A 15,144-nucleotide genomic window follows, 5' to 3' on the forward strand; every position below is an offset into this window, starting at 1 on the left:
TCATGATCTCACCGGAGTCAGGCTCAGAGCGTGTCATAGACATCGCCACGATGGCCGAGGTGAACCACGAGGACGATCAGTTCACGATCGCGGACGGTGTAGATAATGCGGTAGTCACCGACCCGGATGCGCAGTAGACCGGGATGCCCGGCTAGCGCCTTCACCCCGGCCGGACGGGGCTCGATGGCCAGCGAGGCGACGGCGTCGACAAGGCGGGCCTGCACGGGTCTATCGAGCTTGCGCAGCAGCTTGGCAGCGGCTCGATCGACCCGGACGGCGAAGACCGGCTCCGGTGGCAGCGTCACAGGCCGAGCTCGTCGCGCAGGTCGGCCAGCGGGACGGGGGTGTCGCCGGCGTCGATACGGGCCAGGGCATCGCGGGCCGCCGAGACATCTGCGGCGTCCTCGGCTCGCTCGATCGCTTCGGCAAGCTCGGCGGGGACGATGGCCGCCAAGCGCTGCCCCCGGCGGGTCACGTAAGTGATCCGCCCGGCGTAGTGGGCACGTGACACGACATCCGCGAGGCTGTCTCGGGCATCGGAGATCGGCAGTTCGGCGGCGGGCTCGCTCATATCCCGATTGTACAACTCGTACGACTCGTACGAGTGCAAAGTGCCGCCTGCTGGCTCTGGTGTGCGGGTGGGTGCGCCGGGTATGACGGAAACATGAGGGCGAGTTTCCGGCTGGGCCGGATTGCGGGCGTACCGGTCGGCGTCAACTGGAGTGTCCTGGTCATCTTCGTGCTGATCGCGTGGGCGCTGTCGGCCAGCCTGTTCCCGGCCTCGTACCCCGGTCACTCCCCCGTCGCCTACGTCGCGGCCGGCCTGGCCGCCGCCGTGGTCTTCTTCCTCGGCCTGCTCGCCCACGAGGTGGCGCACGCGGTCGTCGCCAAGCGCAACGGCATCGAGGTCGAGGGCATCACGCTGTGGCTGTTCGGCGGCGTCGCCGAACTGAAGGGCGAGGCGAAGGACCCGGGCGCCGAGCTGCGGATCGCCGGGGTCGGGCCACTGGTCAGCCTGATCATCGGCGTGGTCTTCGCGGCGATCGCGGTGGCGGTCGCCGCCGCCGGCGGGCACGGCCTGCTGCTCGGCGCGCTGGCGTGGCTGGCGGGCATCAACGTGCTGCTGGCGATCTTCAACGTGCTTCCCGCCGCCCCGCTGGACGGCGGGCGGCTGCTGCGCGCGGCGGTCTGGAAGTTCACCGGCGACCGGACCAAGGCGTCGGTAGTGGCGGCCCGCGCGGGCTGGGTGCTCGGCGTCGTGCTGATCGGGCTCGGGCTGTGGCGGTTCTTCACCGGCGCCGGGTTCGGCGGGCTGTGGCTGGCGCTGATCGGCTGGTTCCTGCTCGGCGCCGCCGGCCAGGAGGAGCGTGCCGCCCGGATGGGCGACGCGCTGCGCGGCATCCGGGTCGGCGACGTGATGACGCCGCAGCCGCAGACCGCGTCCGGCGACCTCACAGTTGCCGACTTCGTCGACCACTACCTGTTCGCGTACCGGCACTCGGCACTCCCGCTCACCGTCGACGGCAGGCCGGTCGGTCTGGTCACGCTCGATCGGGTACGCGGCATCGCGGCGGACCGCCGCGCCTCGACCACGCTGGCCGAGGTGTCCTGCCGCGCCGACGAACTGGTGCTCGCCCGCCCGGACGAGCAGCTCACCGACCTGCTGCCCCGCCTCAACGAGTGCACCGACGGCCGGGCGCTCGTGGTGATCGACGACCAGCTTGTCGGCATCGTCTCGCCCAGCGACATCAGCCGGGCCGTGCAGCGCGGCAGCCTGCGCCAGCAGGTACCGGCCGGGCGCTGACCTCAGTCCCGGGGGAAGTAGCGGTCCATCTCGGCGGTGCGGAACTTCCCCTTCGGGTCGAACTCGCGCAGCAGCGCGGCGAAGTCGGCGTGCCGGGGGTACGCGGCGGCCGGATCGCGCTCGAACAGCTTGCCCCAGTGCGGGCGCGGCGCGAACGGGGCGAGCCGCTCCTCCACCTCGGCCAGCACCGGCGCCACAGCCACCGGGTCGCCGATCCAGGTGAAGTGCAGCGCCAGCGAGTCGCGCCGGAAGTTCGGGCTCAGCCACAGCTCGTCGGCGGCGACCGTACGCAGCTCACAGATCTGGAGCACGGCGGCGATGCGGTCGGCGACCGGATCGAGCGCGGCGAGCGCCGCCGAGGCGTCGGCGCGGGCCACGTGCCACTCGGACTGCAACTCGTCGCCGCTGCTCGGGGTGAAGCCGAGCCGGAAGTGCGGCAGCCGCTCGTGCCACGGCCCCGGCTCACCGAGCTGAGCGGTGCAGTGCTCCGGTGACATGCCGGGCACCGGGTGCCGGGGCGAGTCGGCGGCCACCGTGTCCAGCCAGTCGGCCGGCGGCGGCGGCTCGTCGGCGTGCTGCTTGACCCACACCTGGTCGAAGCGCTCCGAGCGCCACGAGGTGAAGACGCTGACGCTGTACGCGGCGTCGAGCGCCTCGTCCAGCGCCGCGCGGGGCAGGCCGAGGCGGACGTGCTGGCGCACCGCGTACGTGGGCACCACGTCGAGCGTGAGCCGGGTGACCACACCCAGCGCGCCCAGATTGACCACCATCCCGGCGAAGCGCGGGTCACTACGGTCGACGGTGATCAGGTCGCCGTCGGCGGTGACCAGTTCCAGCGCGGCGACGGCGGCGGCGAGGTTGCGATTGCGCGCGCCGGAACCGTGGGTGGCGGTGGCGACCGAGCCGGCCACCGAGATGTGCGGCAGCGAGGCGAGGTTCGCCAGCGCGTACCCCTGAGCCTGGAGCGCGGTGGCCAGGTCGCCGTAGCGCAGGCCGGCCGCGACGGTGACGGCGCCGCGGTCGGGGTCGAGCGCGACGGTGGGCGGCAGGCCGTCCAGCGTGATCTGGGTGCCGGTGGTGTCGCCGAGCCGGTTGAACGAGTGGCCGGTGCCGACGGCCCGGACCAGGTCGGCCTCCGCGACCAGCCGCCGCAGCTCGTCGGTCGAGGTCGGCCGCGATCGGGTACGCGCCGACCAGCTGACGTTTCCGGCCCAGTTGGTCTCCGTCATGCGCTGCATCATCCGCCATCATGCGCCGGCAGGGTTGCCCCGGCCACTCGGCGGGAATCCTGGCGGGATGAGCAGCTACCGCGACCCGAGCCTCCGCGGCGACGTGTACCCGTCGGAGGAGGAGATCGACCCGACCGGCGTGGACCCCGACGCTGCGGAGATGCCGCCCGCCGGTGTGGGGCCCGCCGCTGCGGAGATGCCGCCTGCCGCTGTGGGGGTGGTGCCCGCCGCGACCGCGCCGGTGCCGGGGCCCACGCCGGAGCCCGAGCCGGTCCCGGTGCCCCACCCGGGGCCGCCGCCACGCCAGGCCTCCGGCCGGTCGATCGTGACCCGGCACCTGGACGGCTCCGTCGAGGTGGTGACCGACCTGGACGGCGACGGCGTGGCCGACGTGGTGCAGGTCGACCTGGACGGGGACGGTGTGCCCGACGTGACGTACCTGGACAGCGACCGCGACGGCCGCCTCGACACCGTCCGCCGCGCCACAACAAGCTGACCCGCCCGAAACTCACGCGACTCGGCGACGATCTTGGAGTTCTGGCGCCCACACCGTTGATCATGCAGTTGCTGCCCCGACAAGAGCCGTAAATCCGGCACCGAAAGGGCCGCAACCGCAAGATCGCGGGGTTTGTGGGAGTCGCGCGGGAGCGCCTCCCGTAAAGCGAGATTGTTGTTCCGCAAGGTGGGATAGATGGAGATCTTGGCATGAAAGGGCCCCTATGGGGGCCGTTTGGTACCAAGATCTCGACGGGAACCGGGAGGCGGGACGGGGGGCGGGCAGGGGCCGGGTCAGAGCTGGGGCATGACCTCGGCGGCCACCAGCTCCAGGTGGTCCAGGTCGGTCAGGTCCAGCACCTGGAGGTAGGCGCGCGAGCTGCCCGCCTCGGCGTACCGGCTGAGCGTCTCGACCACCTCGGCGGGCGTGCCGGCGGCGCCGTTCGCGCGCAGCTCCGCCGGGTCGCGCCCGATCGCCTCGGCGCGACGCTTCACCTCGGCCTCGTTCCGGCCGCAGCAGAGCACGAGCGCGTTCGACCAGATCATCGTCGACGGGTCCCGGTCGATCGCGGCGCAGGCGTCGCGTACCCGCCCGAACTGCGTGACGGTGTCCTCGACCGAGACGAACGGCAGGTTGAACTCGTCGGCGTACCGGGCGGCCAGGCGGGGCGTGCGCTTCGGTCCCATGCCGCCGAGCAGGATCGGCGGGCGGGGGCGCTGCACCGGCTTGGGCAGCGCGGGCGAGTCGCTGACCGGGTAGTACGTGCCGGGGAAGTCGAACGTGGCGCCGTCCGGGGTGGACCAGAGCCCGGTGATGACCGCGAGCTGTTCCTCCAGCCGGTCGAACCGCTCCCCCAGCGGCGGGAACGGGATGCCGTACGCGGTGTGCTCCTCGGCGTACCAGCCGGTGCCGATGCCCAGCTCGACCCGGCCGCCGCTCATCTGGTCGACCTGCGCCACGGTGATCGCCAGCGGGCCGGGCAGCCGGAACGTGGCGGCTGTCATCAGCGTGCCGAGCCGGATCCGGGTGGTGTCGCGGGCCAGGCCGGCGAGCGTCGTCCAGGCGTCGGTCGGGCCGGGATCACCGCTCACCGAACCCATCTTCAGGTAGTGGTCGGAGCGGAAGAACGCGGCGAAGCCGGTCTCCTCCGCGCGGCGGGCCACGGCGAGGAGCTGGTCGTATGTGGCGCCCTGCTGGGGCTCGGTGAAGATCCGCAGTTCCATCCCCCGAGCATAGGGAGCCGGCCGGCGCGGGGCAGCGCCACCTTTGATTCCTTGCCGGGCATATAACGGATGCGGCATATTGAAGTCGTGACCGTCGACGCCTTCGCCGTGCTGGCCGAGCCCGCCCGGCGCCGCATCCTGGACCGGCTGCGCCGGGCGGAGAGCAGCGTCGGCGAGCTGGTGGACGCGCTGGGCATGAGCCAGCCGGCGGTCTCCAAGCACCTGCGCGTGCTCCGCGACGCCGGCCTGGTCACCTGCCGCACGGCCGCGCAGCGGCGGATCTACCGGGTCGACGTGGCGCCGCTGCGGGCAGTGGACGACTGGCTCGGGCCGTACCGGTCGATGTGGACCGCGCATCTCGACGCCCTGGAAAGCCATCTCGACAGTCAGGAGTGACAGATGGACCGCGACTCGTTCCGTCCCGGCCCGCTCGCCCGGGTGGCGCTGACCCCCGAAAACGAACTGATCTTCGTCCGCGCCCTGCGGCACCCGCCGGAGAAGGTGTGGGCCGCGCTCACCGACCCGGAGCAACTTGCCGGGTGGGCGCCGTTCCTGGCCGACCGCGGCCTGGGCCGCACCGGCGACGCCGTGCTCAGCACCGTCGACGGCGAGCAGACCCACCCGGCGCCGGCCCGGGTGCTGCGCGCGGACCGGCCGAACCTGCTGGAGTACACCTGGGGCGACGACCTGCTCCGCTGGGAGCTGACCGCGACAGGCGACGGCACCACGCTGACGTTGCGGCACCGGGTCGCCCGGCCCGACCTGGCCCCGTCGATGGCCGCCGGCTGGCATCTGTGCCTGGACGTCGCCGCCCATCTGCTCGACGGTGACCCGGTCGGCCCGATCCGGGGCGCGGAGGCGAAGGACTTCGGCTGGGCGGAGCTGCGCGACGCGTACGCCGAACGCCTGGACCGCGACTGACGCACTCCCGCGCGGCTCGTCCTACCCGTCGAGGTGGTCGGCGGGGGCGGTCTGCAGCAGCCGGCATCACCGCGGCATCCAGCCCGTCACGCGGTCCGGCGGCGCAGCCACCCGGCGGCGCCGCCGACCAGCGTCGTGCCGATGGTGGTGCCGATGGCCACCAGCGCCGCACCGACCGCCCACAGGCCGGTGTCGTCTGTCGAGGCGGCGTGCACCGCCCACGGGACGGTGAACGCCACTGTCATCACCGTCGCCACCAGCCAGACGTTCAGCCACCAGCCGCCGACAGCGGCCAGCGCGCACAGGGTCAGCACCGCGGCGGCGACCTGCCAGACCGCGTACGGCCCGCTCATGTCGCCCGTCTCCGGGTCCGTGGTCCAGCCTGATTCCCAGCTCAGCCAAGCCGCCCAGGCACCGGCCGTGGCGAGCGCCAGGAACAGACCGCCGAGCAGCGTACGTCTCCTTGTCACGCCTCCGATCCTGCCCGGTCGGCGGCCCGCGCGAATGAGCACGCGTACTCGATTCCGGCAGCGCACACGGCCGTGTGCGCGGCGTGTGCGCCGGGTGCCAGCGGCCCCGGTCATCGTCGGCGTCATGAGTTACGCATTCGAAGCGGAGGGCCTGGTCAAGCGGTTCGGTACGACCACCGCGCTGGCCGGGATCGACCTCGCCGCACGCCGGGGAACCGTGCTGGGGGTGCTGGGGCCCAACGGCGCCGGCAAGACCACTGCGGTACGGATCCTCGCCACACTGCTGCGCCCGGACGGGGGACGCGCCACCGTCGGCGGCCACGACGTGGTCACCGACGCCGCCCGGGTACGCCGGCTGATCGGGCTGACCGGCCAGTACGCCTCGGTCGACGAGGACCTGACCGGCACCCAGAACCTGGTGCTGATCGGCCGGCTGCTCGACCTGGACCGCCGCGAGGCGCGGGCGCGGGCGGCGGAACTGCTCGCCTGGTTCGGCCTGACCGACGCGGCCGGGCGACCGGCCAAGACGTACTCCGGTGGCATGCGCCGCCGCCTGGACCTGGCCGCGAGCCTGGTCGGCCGGCCGGAGGTGATCTACCTGGACGAGCCGACGACCGGCCTGGACCCGGCGAAGCGGGAGGAGATGTGGAGCGTGGTCCGTTCGCTCGTCGACGACGGGTCGACGGTGCTGCTCACCACGCAGTACCTGGACGAGGCCGACGCGCTCGCCGACGAGATCTCGGTGATCGACCACGGCCGGGTGATCGCGCACGGCACGCCGGCCGAGCTGAAGCGGATCGCCGGCAGCCAGACGATCGTGGTCCGGCCGACCGATCCGGGCCGGATCGGCGCTGTCGCCGAGATCCTGCGCGTCAGCACCGGGGCCGATCCCGAGCTGCCCCGGCCGGGCCTGCTCACCGTGCCGGTGGACAGCGACGCCACGTTCCCGACTGTGGTGCGCCGTCTCGACGAGTCCGGCATCGGGGTGGCGGAGCTGGCACTGCGGCTGCCCAGCCTCGACGAGGTGTTCTTCACGTTGACCGGCCACGGTGCCGAGGAGTCCACGGAGGTGGCCGCATGACCACGACGACCCGCGCGGCGGCGACGCCGTCCCGGACCGGCACCGCCCACGTCGCCGGCCGCCCGTTCGGGCTGTTCCGGCACAGTCTCGCACTGGCCGGCCGCAGCCTGGTCAAGACGGTACGCACCCCGGAGCAACTGCTCGACGTCACGCTCCAGCCGATCGTCTTCGTGCTGATCTTCGTCTACCTGCTCGGCGGCGCGGTCGCCGGCTCGCAGCACGAGTACCTCCAGTTCCTGCTTCCCGCGATCATGGTGCAGACCGTGTTGTTCGCGTCCATCGCGACGGGCGTCAGCCTCAACACCGACGTCGAGAAGGGCGTCTTCGACAGGTTCCGCAGCCTGCCCATCGCCCGGTCCGCGCCGCTCGTCGGCTCGGTGGTCGGCGACCTGGTCCGGTTCGTCGTCTCCATCGTGGTGCTGCTGGGCTTCGGGTACGCGCTCGGCTTCCGGGTCGGCACCGATCCGCTGTCCGCGCTCGCCGCCTGCCTGCTGACCATCGGGTTCGCGTTCGCGGTCAGTTGGATCGGGGTGCTGCTCGGGGTGCTGATGCGCAGCCCGGGCGCGGTGCAGGGTACGGCGTTCCTGCTGCTGTTCCCGCTGACCTTCGGCACCAACATGATGGTGCCGACGGACACGCTGCCCGGCTGGTTGCAGTGGTGGGTCGGGATCAACCCGGTGGCCGACGTGATGGAGGCGACCCGGGGCCTGATGATCGGTGGTCCGGTCGCCGGGCCGGTGAGCCGGACGCTGCTCTGGACCGTGGCGATCATCGCGGTGTTCGCGCCGCTCGCCGTCCGCGCCTACCGCCGCCGCGCCTGAGCAGACCGCACCGGCCCGGACCGGGCCGCACGATCACCGAGCCGGGTCGCCGCCCACGAACGTGAGGGCGTCGGCCCGGCTCCGGCCGCTGCCCCGGGCGTACGCGGCGGCGTATCCGTCCTCGCCCAGCTCGGCGCGCAGCCGCTCGGTGAGCCGCTGCGCGTCCGGGTTGGACCGGTCCGGCCGGCCGCGCAGCGAGTCGGATACGCCGAGCAGCTCGGCCGACCGCTCGTACCGGCCCTCCGCCGAGGACAACGCCGCCCAGCCGACCGCGATGATCGCGACCACCGGCATGTCCCGGGCGGCGAGGCTGCGCGTGGTCGCCTCGTCGAGGCACCGGCGTGCCCCCGGCAGGTCACCGCGGGCCAGCGCCAGGTGACTCGTCTCGGTCAGCAGCAGGGCGTGGAACTGCGGGGCGGGAAGCGGCGTCTCCGCCTGGTGGCGCGTCGCCTCGGCGAGGCACTCCCGCGCCTCGTCCAGCGAGCCGTCGGAGCGGGCGATGCTGCCGAGCATCATCAGCCCGAACGCCGCGTCCCGCCCGTCCCGGCCGGTCACGAACCGGCGCAGTTCGGCCTTGGCGCCGGTCACGTCGCCGGCGCGGGCGCGGATGGCCGCGAGCCAGATCAACTGGAAGCCCGGCTCCGAGGCCGGGCTGAGTTCCCGGGCCAACCGCACCGACTCCTCCAGCGCGGCGGTCGCCGCCTCGAAGTCGCCGCGTTTGGTGAGCGCGTCCGCGTACTCGCTGAGCACGTGCGACAGGCTCATCCGCTCGCCGACTGCGCGCAGCTCCCCGGCGGCGTCGGTCAGGTCGCGCAGCGTGCCCTCGGCGTCGCCGTCGTTCTCCTTGAACTTGCCGCGGATCGCCAGCAGCGTGCCGTCGGTCCACGGATCGGGGTGCCCCCGCGCCCGGTCGATCGCGGCGATCCCGGCCGCTGTGTCCTCGCCGAAGATCGACAACATCGGCGCCAGCAGCCCCACGATCGGGTGCCCGGTCCCCTCCGCCGCCCGCAGCGCCGCCGTCAGCTCCGCGATCTGCTCCGGCGACGGCCCCCGCTCCCCGTTCGCCAGCTCCGCGCCGATGCGGATGGCGAGCACCACCGCCCGCTCCTCCGCCGGCGCCGGGCCGGGCAGCGCCAGCGCGCGGGCCAGCACGTCGCCGCCGATGCCGCCGGTGTCGCCCCAGATCACCAGCGGCAACGCGAGCCCCGCACCGATCCGCAGCGCGGTGTCGGCGTCACCGGCGTCGCAGGCGTAGTGCAGCGCGCCGACGATGTTCTCCCGTTCCGCCTCCAGCAGGCGCAGCCACGGCAGTTGACCGGCGGTGCGCAGGTGCGGCTCCGCGGTCCGGACCAGGTCCCGGAAGTACGCCGCGTGGGCGGCGCGCGCCCCGGCCGTCGCCCCGGCGGCGGCGAGCCGTTCCAGCCCGTACTCCCGGATGGTCTCCAGCATCCGGAACCGCCCGTCGCCGACCACCTGGAGCAGCGACTTGTCCACGAGCGCGTCGAGCAGCGCGGCGGCGGCCGGGCCGGCGACGCCGGCCGCCGAGTCGGCGGTGACCGACGCCGGGAAGACCGCGAGCCGTTCGGCGAGCCGCCGCTCGTCGTCGGTGAGCAGCCCCCAGCTCCAGTCCACCACCGCCCGCAGCGTGCGGTGCCGGGGCAGCGCGGTGCGGCTGCCGCCGGTCAGCAGCCGGAACCGGTCGTCCAGACCGGCCGCGACCTGCCGCGGCGACAGCGTCCGCAGCCGCGCCGCCGCGAGTTCGATGGCCAGCGGCAGGCCGTCGAGCCGCCGGCAGATCTCCACCACGGCCGCCACGTTCTCGCCGGTCACCGCGAACCCGGGCCGCACGGCGGCGGCCCGGTCACGCAGCAACTGCACCGACGGGTACGCGAGCGCGTCGCCCGGCGTCGCGTCCGCCGGTGGCAGGCGCAACGGGGGTACGGGGTCCAGCGCCTCCCCGACGATGCCCAGCGGCTCCCGCGAGGTGGCCAGCACGCGCAGTCCCGGGCAGCGGCCGAGCAGGTCCTCGGCGAGCCGGGCGGCGGCCTCGACGACGTGTTCGCAGTTGTCCAGCACGATCAGCGTCTCGTCGGTGGCGATCGTCTCCACCAGGCGGCCGAGCGTGTCGCGGGCCGGCGGGCGTACCGGCTCCAGCGTCCGGTCCCGGCGCCCGAGCGTGTCGAGCACGGCCCGTGGTACGTCCGCCGGGTCGGTGATCGGCGCCAGCTCGACCAGCCAGGCCCCGCCGGGTACGCCGCCGGCGAGCCGGCCCGCCGCCACGCTCGCCAGCCGCGTCTTGCCGGCTCCGCCCGGCCCGAGCAGGGTGACCAGGCGGTTGCCGGCGAGCAGCCCGGTGAGCCGCCGCAGGTCCTCGTCGCGCCCGACGAACGTGGTGAGCGCGGTCCGCAGGTTGCCCCGCGTCACCGCCGTCGGCTGCTGCGGTGCCGCCTCGCCGCGCAGCAGCTCCAGGTGCGCGGCCCGCAACTGCGGCGACGGGTCCACGCCCAGCTCGTCGGCGAGCCGCTGCCGGATCCGCTCGTACGCGGCGAGCGCCTCGGCGGGCCGCCCGGCGGCGGCGAGCGTCCGCAGGTGCAGTTCGCCCAGCCGTTCCCGCAGCGGATGCGCGGCGGTCAGCTCCTCCAGTTCGGCGACGAGCAGCTCCGGCCGCCCGGTGCGCAGCTCCGCCTCGATCCGGTCCTCCTGCGCGGTGAGCCGCAGTTCCACCAGCCGCGCCACGGCCGCCGCCGCGTACGGGACGTCGGCGACCTCGGCCAGCGCCGGCCCCCGCCACAGCGCGAGCGCGTCGCCCAACGTCGTCCGTGCCCCCGTCGCGTCCCCGTCCCGAAGCGCCGCCCGCCCCTGCCGGGTCAGCCGCTCGAACCGCCCGGCGTCCACGTCGTCCGGGTCGAGATCCAGCCGGTAGCCGGCCGGGCCGCTGCGTACGCCGAGCCCGGGCACCGCCCGGCGCAGCCGCGACACCAGCGTCTGCACCGCGTTCGCGGTGTCGGTCGGCGGCTCGTCACCCCAGAGCGCCTCGGCCAGCGCGGACACGCTCACCGGCCGGCCCGGGTCCAGGGCGAGGCGGATCAGCAGCGCCCGCAGCCGCGCCCCGGCGACGCCGACCGGCCGATCGCCGTCGCGGACCTCAAGCGGCCCGAGGATCCCCACCTGCACCGTGCCACTCTCTCATTCCCCGCAGACCCGATGCTGGCAAGATCGCGGGCGTGACGAGTGTGTCCCGCCCGCTGCCCCGGCTCGTACCGGCCGAGGCGTTCGCGGACGTCCCCGCCGACCGGCTCCTGGCGGTGCTGGAGGCGGTCACGATGGTCCTCACGCTCCCCCACCGCGCCGCCGAGCGGGTGGACGCGCTCGTGGTGCCCACCGGCCAGGGCGAGGACTGGCGTCTCACCGACGCGATCCGCGCCTGGGAGACCGGCCCGGCAGTGCGGCACCTGCTGGTGGCGAACACCGATCCGGCCGAGCGGACCTACCACCCGCTGACGCTGGACCGGCTGCGGGGACTGGGCCTGCGCCGGGTCGACGGGGTGGTGCTCCAGGCCGAGCCGGTCACCGGCACCGGCCGGCAGGCCGTGTGGATCGTGGAGCGGGTACGGGCGCTGGGCATCGGCAGCGTCGCGCTCGTCGTCTCGCCGTACCACCTGGTCCGGGTCTACCTCACCGTGCTGCGGGCCTGCGACGACGCCGGCCTGCGGATCCCGATCGTCCCGCTGCCCGTGGCTGTCGCACCGGACGCCCCGGTGCCGGAGACCGGCGCGGCCGGGTACGACCTGGTGGCCGGCGAGGTCAGCCGGCTGCTCCGCTATCCCGGCGAGGGTTGGATCGCCAGCCCGGAACGGCTGCGCGACTACCTGCGCTGGCTCTGGTCCGAGCACCGCCTTCTGCTCACCGGCGCCTGAGGGTTCACCGCCGCGGGAGCGCGTCGACGGCCGGCGGGCTACGCGTCGGGGATCCGGACCGTGAGCACCCGGGTGAGGATGCGGAAGCCGGCCGCGTCGTACATGCGGCGGGCCGGGTTGCCGTCGACCACCGACAGGCCGACCGACGGCAGCCCTGCCTCGCGTGCGCCGCGCAACGCGTGCACGAGCAGCGCGCGGCCGAACCCCCGGCGCTGCGCGCGAGGAGCGACGCCCAGGTTGAGGATCCAGGCGCAGTCGTCGTCGGTCCACGGCACCGGCCCGGCACACAGCACGTGCCCGGCGCTGCGGCCGTCCGGGTCGATCAGCCGGGCCGAGGCGGGCACCAGCGGCGGCACCGGCTCGCCGGTGTCGAACATGGCCCGTACCTCCTCGGTGTCGCCGGGCTGCCAGCGGCCGTCCGGGTGGTCCGGGCCGTACGCGGCGTCCAGCCCTTCGGCGAGGTCGTCGTCCCAGCCGGGGGCGCCGAGCGACCAGCCGTCCGGCAGCACCACCGGCTCGGGTACGTCGGCCAGGGCGTGCCGCATGTCCGTGGCGGCCCGCTCCAGGCGCAGGCCGTCGGCGATCAGCGCGGCGGCCAGTGCGTCGTCGGGTGTCTCCAGCCGGTGCCCGGCGAGGTCACGCCGCACCTGCGCGACGAGCCCGGCGAGCGGTGCCCCGGGCAGTGGCCGGACCTCGGCCGCGACAGGCGTGCCGTCGTCGTCCCGCAGCCGCATCCGGGCCAGCTCGGTGTCGTCGTCACCGAGCAGCAGCGAGTCTTCCGGGGCGTCGCGGTGCGGTCCTACCGGCATTCGCGGGAGCGTACCGTCCCCCTGCCGTGGGGCCTGGGCCTAGGGTTGGGGGGTGGGCAGGGTCGATCGGGGTGGACGGACGATCGCCGCGAGCCGGGCGGCGGTGTACGACGCGCTCGTCGACCGGGCCGCCCTGGAGGCGTGGCTGCCGCCGGACGGGATGCGCGGACGCATCGAACACTGGGATCCGCGCCCGGGCGGCGGGTTCCGGATGGTGCTCACCTACCTCGACCCGGCCGGCGCCCCCGGCAAGACGTCGGACGCCACCGACGTGGTCGACGTCGGGTTCGCCGAACTCGTACCGGGGCGGCGGGTGGTGCAGACCGCCGTGTTCCAGGCCGACGACCCGGCGTACGCGGGCACCATGACCATGACCTGGCACCTCGGCGCGGCGGGCGGCGGCACCGAGGTGACTGTCACCGCGACCGGCGTGCCGCCGGGTATCGACCAGACGGCCCACGAGGAGGGCATCGCGTCCTCGCTGGCGCACCTGGCCGCGTACCTCGAACCAGGCGCCTGACCACGACGGAGGCGGCCGGGCGGTCGTGGCCCGTCAGTCGTCGCCGCGGACCCGGGCGTGCAGATGCATGTCGTGCCGCCCGTCGTCGTGGACGGCGGCGCTGCGGGTGGTGCCCTCCAGCCGGAACCCGGCCTTGACCGCGACGCGGCACGACGCGAGGTTGTGGGTGGAGTGGTCCAGCCAGAGCCGGTGCAGCCGGCCCTCGGCGAGCGCCCACGCGCTCAGCGCCCGCAGCGCCCGCGAAGCCACGCCCGCGCCCCTGGCGGCCGGGACCACCCAGTACGCGCACGCGGCCACGCCGTCGGCGAGGTCGACGCCGCCCATGGCGATGCGGCCCACCACCTCGCCGCCGCCGCGCGTCACCGCCCAGCCCGCGCCCGCCTCCTGCTGCCAGGCCCGGTGGAGGTGGGCGAACCAGTCGAGCACCTGCTCCTCCGACGCGGGCCGGCGGGTGTGCCAGCGGCGGATCTCTGGATCCTGGTACGCGGCCAGGACAGCGGGCGCGTCGGCCGGCTCCCACGGGCGCAGGATCAGGCCATCATCGGCGGGCAGCGTCGGTTGCGGGCCTGCGGCGAGGCTGCCGGCGGGGACGGCGGGCGGTGTCGACAGGGGAAAGCGCATGCCTCACCTTCCACTACGGACCGTCGGCTTACCACCCGCCCGCGTGAGCGTGGGCGGGCCTGCTGCGTCACTCTCGTCTCCTCGTTCACCGGCAACAGACGCCGGACGGCACCGCAGCTATCCCGGAACCGGAGAAACGATCCACCGGCACCGTCACCGGCCGCCTACACTGCGCCGCGTGGACCAGGCCGCGCCGCACACCGTCAGCTCCCTCGCGTACGACCTGCGCGCGCTCGGCGTCGCCCCAGGTGACGTCCTGCTGCTGCACTCGTCGTTCCGGAGTCTCGGGTTCGTCGCCGGCGGCACCGAGGCGGTGGTGCGGGCGCTCCTCGACGCGCTCGGGTCGGGCGGCACCCTGGTCGTGCCGACGCACACACCGGAGAACACGGACCCGGCGCAGTGGCGGCATCCGCCCGTACCAGAGGCGTGGTGGCCGGTCATCCGCGAGCAGACGCCCGGCTTCGACCCGTCGTGCACGCCGAGCCGGTGGATGGGCGCCGTCGCCGAGACGGTACGCACCTGGCCGGGCGCCCGGCGCAGCGACCACCCGCAGGTGTCCTTCGCCGCGCTCGGCGCGCACGCCGCCGACATCGTGGACGGACACCGCCTCGACGACGCGCTGGGCGAGCACTCACCGCTGGGCGCGGTGTACCGGCTCGACGGCACGGTGCTGCTACTCGGCTGCGACCACAGCTCGAACACCTCGCTGCACCTGGCGGAGTGGCGCCAGGCGTCGCCGCCGCGGGCGGTGACGGGCTCGGCGGTACGCATGCCGGACGGCACGAGCCGGTGGACCACCTGGACCGACGTCGTCACCGACGAGGACGACTTCGACCGGCTGGGCGCCGACTTCGAGGCGACAGGCGACGCGACGACCGGCCGGGTCGGCAGCGCGCCGGCCCGGCTGATGCGCCAGCGCGCACTGGTCGACTTCGCAACCGCCTGGATGGCCGCGAACCGCACACCCTGACCCGCCCGCCGCGCCCGCCGCGCCCGCTCCGTCGATCTTGGACTTATGGTGCCTCGGATGTCCCGCTAGTGGCGTTTGCGAGGTGCCACAACTCCAAGATCGATAACGGGTGGACGCTCGGACGGGACGGGGCGAAGGGGTTACGGTGGGCCGCTAGACTCCCCGGCTCACCAGCAGGACGTGGGAGCGTACGTGATCAGACTGTTCCGGAGCAGGAAGCCGGCGTGCCGCTGCCGTCCCCAGTGGCCGGCCCTCGTCACGG

At 74.3% G+C, this 15,144-nt stretch carries 17 protein-coding genes; 9 read left to right on the forward strand and 8 right to left on the reverse strand.

Translation table 11 applies throughout. The annotated features are described in order from the left end of the window. Positions 1-23 precede the first annotated feature (23 nt). Positions 24-305 carry a type II toxin-antitoxin system RelE/ParE family toxin gene (locus AB0B20_RS13315; RefSeq protein ID WP_357388564.1) on the reverse strand — a complete coding sequence of 94 codons (282 nt, stop codon included), beginning with the start codon at positions 303-305 and terminating at the stop codon, positions 24-26. After that, positions 302-571, reverse strand: coding sequence for a type II toxin-antitoxin system prevent-host-death family antitoxin (locus AB0B20_RS13320; RefSeq protein WP_174361730.1), 270 nt, complete (start codon positions 569-571; stop codon positions 302-304). The genes AB0B20_RS13315 and AB0B20_RS13320 overlap by 4 nt, the downstream gene beginning before the upstream one ends. Positions 572-664: 93 nt before the next feature. Between AB0B20_RS13320 and AB0B20_RS13325 the strand changes: the two genes are divergently transcribed. Beyond that, on the forward strand, positions 665-1,804 hold the full coding sequence (locus AB0B20_RS13325) for a site-2 protease family protein (RefSeq protein ID WP_357388567.1): 1,140 nt from the start codon (positions 665-667) through the stop codon (positions 1,802-1,804). A 2-nt stretch (positions 1,805-1,806) separates the two neighbouring features. Here the strand turns inward: AB0B20_RS13325 and AB0B20_RS13330 are convergent, their stop codons facing one another. Beyond that, complete coding sequence (locus tag AB0B20_RS13330) at positions 1,807-3,033, reverse strand: FAD-binding protein (protein ID WP_357470553.1); 1,227 nt, start codon at positions 3,031-3,033, stop codon at positions 1,807-1,809. Between the two features lie 67 nt (positions 3,034-3,100). On the opposite strand from AB0B20_RS13330, the gene AB0B20_RS13335 reads away from it, so the two are divergent. Then, positions 3,101-3,529 carry a hypothetical protein gene (locus AB0B20_RS13335; RefSeq protein WP_357470556.1) on the forward strand — a complete coding sequence of 143 codons (429 nt, stop codon included), beginning with the start codon at positions 3,101-3,103 and terminating at the stop codon, positions 3,527-3,529. Between the two features lie 293 nt (positions 3,530-3,822). On the opposite strand, the gene AB0B20_RS13340 is transcribed toward AB0B20_RS13335, so the two are convergent. Continuing rightward, entirely contained in the window at positions 3,823-4,752 is a 930-nt protein-coding gene (locus AB0B20_RS13340) for an LLM class F420-dependent oxidoreductase (RefSeq protein WP_357388573.1), read from the reverse strand. A gap of 87 nt (positions 4,753-4,839) precedes the next feature. Here AB0B20_RS13340 and AB0B20_RS13345 point away from each other — a divergent pair, with 87 nt between their 5' ends. Further along, on the forward strand, positions 4,840-5,148 hold the full coding sequence (locus tag AB0B20_RS13345) for a metalloregulator ArsR/SmtB family transcription factor (RefSeq protein WP_357388575.1): 309 nt from the start codon (positions 4,840-4,842) through the stop codon (positions 5,146-5,148). Between the two features lie 3 nt (positions 5,149-5,151). Next, the gene (locus tag AB0B20_RS13350; RefSeq protein WP_357388577.1) at positions 5,152-5,673 is read left to right on the forward strand and encodes an SRPBCC family protein; all 522 of its coding nucleotides are present in this window, start codon (positions 5,152-5,154) and stop codon (positions 5,671-5,673) included. Positions 5,674-5,759: 86 nt separating this feature from the next. Here AB0B20_RS13350 and AB0B20_RS13355 read toward each other — a convergent pair whose 3' ends face one another. Further along, entirely contained in the window at positions 5,760-6,143 is a 384-nt protein-coding gene (locus AB0B20_RS13355; protein WP_357470559.1) for a hypothetical protein, read from the reverse strand. Between the two features lie 124 nt (positions 6,144-6,267). Here AB0B20_RS13355 and AB0B20_RS13360 point away from each other — a divergent pair, with 124 nt between their 5' ends. Together AB0B20_RS13360 and AB0B20_RS13365 are read left to right on the forward strand one after the other, a co-directional pair. Next, a complete protein-coding gene (locus tag AB0B20_RS13360; protein ID WP_357470562.1) occupies positions 6,268-7,224 on the forward strand; it encodes an ATP-binding cassette domain-containing protein in 957 nt (318 codons plus the stop codon). Then, complete coding sequence (locus tag AB0B20_RS13365; protein WP_357470565.1) at positions 7,221-8,045, forward strand: ABC transporter permease; 825 nt, start codon at positions 7,221-7,223, stop codon at positions 8,043-8,045. Before AB0B20_RS13360 ends, AB0B20_RS13365 begins: the two co-directional genes overlap by 4 nt. A gap of 33 nt (positions 8,046-8,078) precedes the next feature. Here AB0B20_RS13365 and AB0B20_RS13370 read toward each other — a convergent pair whose 3' ends face one another. Continuing rightward, on the reverse strand, positions 8,079-11,219 hold the full coding sequence (locus AB0B20_RS13370; RefSeq protein ID WP_357470568.1) for a BTAD domain-containing putative transcriptional regulator: 3,141 nt from the start codon (positions 11,217-11,219) through the stop codon (positions 8,079-8,081). A 59-nt stretch (positions 11,220-11,278) separates the two neighbouring features. On the opposite strand from AB0B20_RS13370, the gene AB0B20_RS13375 reads away from it, so the two are divergent. Then, positions 11,279-11,962: a hypothetical protein gene (locus AB0B20_RS13375; protein ID WP_357388672.1), complete on the forward strand. Its 684-nt coding sequence runs from the start codon at positions 11,279-11,281 to the stop codon at positions 11,960-11,962. A 38-nt stretch (positions 11,963-12,000) separates the two neighbouring features. Here AB0B20_RS13375 and AB0B20_RS13380 read toward each other — a convergent pair whose 3' ends face one another. Further along, entirely contained in the window at positions 12,001-12,771 is a 771-nt protein-coding gene (locus tag AB0B20_RS13380) for a GNAT family N-acetyltransferase (RefSeq protein ID WP_357470571.1), read from the reverse strand. Between the two features lie 52 nt (positions 12,772-12,823). Between AB0B20_RS13380 and AB0B20_RS13385 the strand changes: the two genes are divergently transcribed. Continuing rightward, the gene (locus AB0B20_RS13385) at positions 12,824-13,291 is read left to right on the forward strand and encodes an SRPBCC family protein (RefSeq protein ID WP_357388591.1); all 468 of its coding nucleotides are present in this window, start codon (positions 12,824-12,826) and stop codon (positions 13,289-13,291) included. 33 nt (positions 13,292-13,324) lie between these two features. On the opposite strand, the gene AB0B20_RS13390 is transcribed toward AB0B20_RS13385, so the two are convergent. After that, on the reverse strand, positions 13,325-13,912 hold the full coding sequence (locus tag AB0B20_RS13390; RefSeq protein ID WP_357388593.1) for a GNAT family N-acetyltransferase: 588 nt from the start codon (positions 13,910-13,912) through the stop codon (positions 13,325-13,327). Between the two features lie 178 nt (positions 13,913-14,090). On the opposite strand from AB0B20_RS13390, the gene AB0B20_RS13395 reads away from it, so the two are divergent. Further along, positions 14,091-14,882 (forward strand): AAC(3) family N-acetyltransferase, encoded by a 792-nt coding sequence (locus AB0B20_RS13395; protein ID WP_357470574.1) that lies wholly within the window; start codon positions 14,091-14,093, stop codon positions 14,880-14,882. The last annotated feature ends 262 nt before the right edge of the window (positions 14,883-15,144 follow it).

Source organism: Micromonospora sp. NPDC049151 (assembly GCF_040648395.1).
In the GTDB taxonomy this organism is placed as follows: Bacteria; Actinomycetota; Actinomycetes; order Mycobacteriales; family Micromonosporaceae; genus Micromonospora.

Coding starts and splice junctions, on each gene's coding strand:
- AB0B20_RS13320 (WP_174361730.1), bottom strand. CDS start 571: ATGAGCGAGCCCGCCGCCGAACTGCCGATCTCCGATGCCCGAGACAGC.
- AB0B20_RS13325 (WP_357388567.1), top strand. CDS start 665: ATGAGGGCGAGTTTCCGGCTGGGCCGGATTGCGGGCGTACCGGTCGGC.
- AB0B20_RS13330 (WP_357470553.1), bottom strand. CDS start 3,033: ATGACGGAGACCAACTGGGCCGGAAACGTCAGCTGGTCGGCGCGTACC.
- AB0B20_RS13335 (WP_357470556.1), top strand. CDS start 3,101: ATGAGCAGCTACCGCGACCCGAGCCTCCGCGGCGACGTGTACCCGTCG.
- AB0B20_RS13340 (WP_357388573.1), bottom strand. CDS start 4,752: ATGGAACTGCGGATCTTCACCGAGCCCCAGCAGGGCGCCACATACGAC.
- AB0B20_RS13350 (WP_357388577.1), top strand. CDS start 5,152: ATGGACCGCGACTCGTTCCGTCCCGGCCCGCTCGCCCGGGTGGCGCTG.
- AB0B20_RS13360 (WP_357470562.1), top strand. CDS start 6,268: ATGAGTTACGCATTCGAAGCGGAGGGCCTGGTCAAGCGGTTCGGTACG.
- AB0B20_RS13365 (WP_357470565.1), top strand. CDS start 7,221: ATGACCACGACGACCCGCGCGGCGGCGACGCCGTCCCGGACCGGCACC.
- AB0B20_RS13380 (WP_357470571.1), bottom strand. CDS start 12,771: ATGCCGGTAGGACCGCACCGCGACGCCCCGGAAGACTCGCTGCTGCTC.
- AB0B20_RS13390 (WP_357388593.1), bottom strand. CDS start 13,912: ATGCGCTTTCCCCTGTCGACACCGCCCGCCGTCCCCGCCGGCAGCCTC.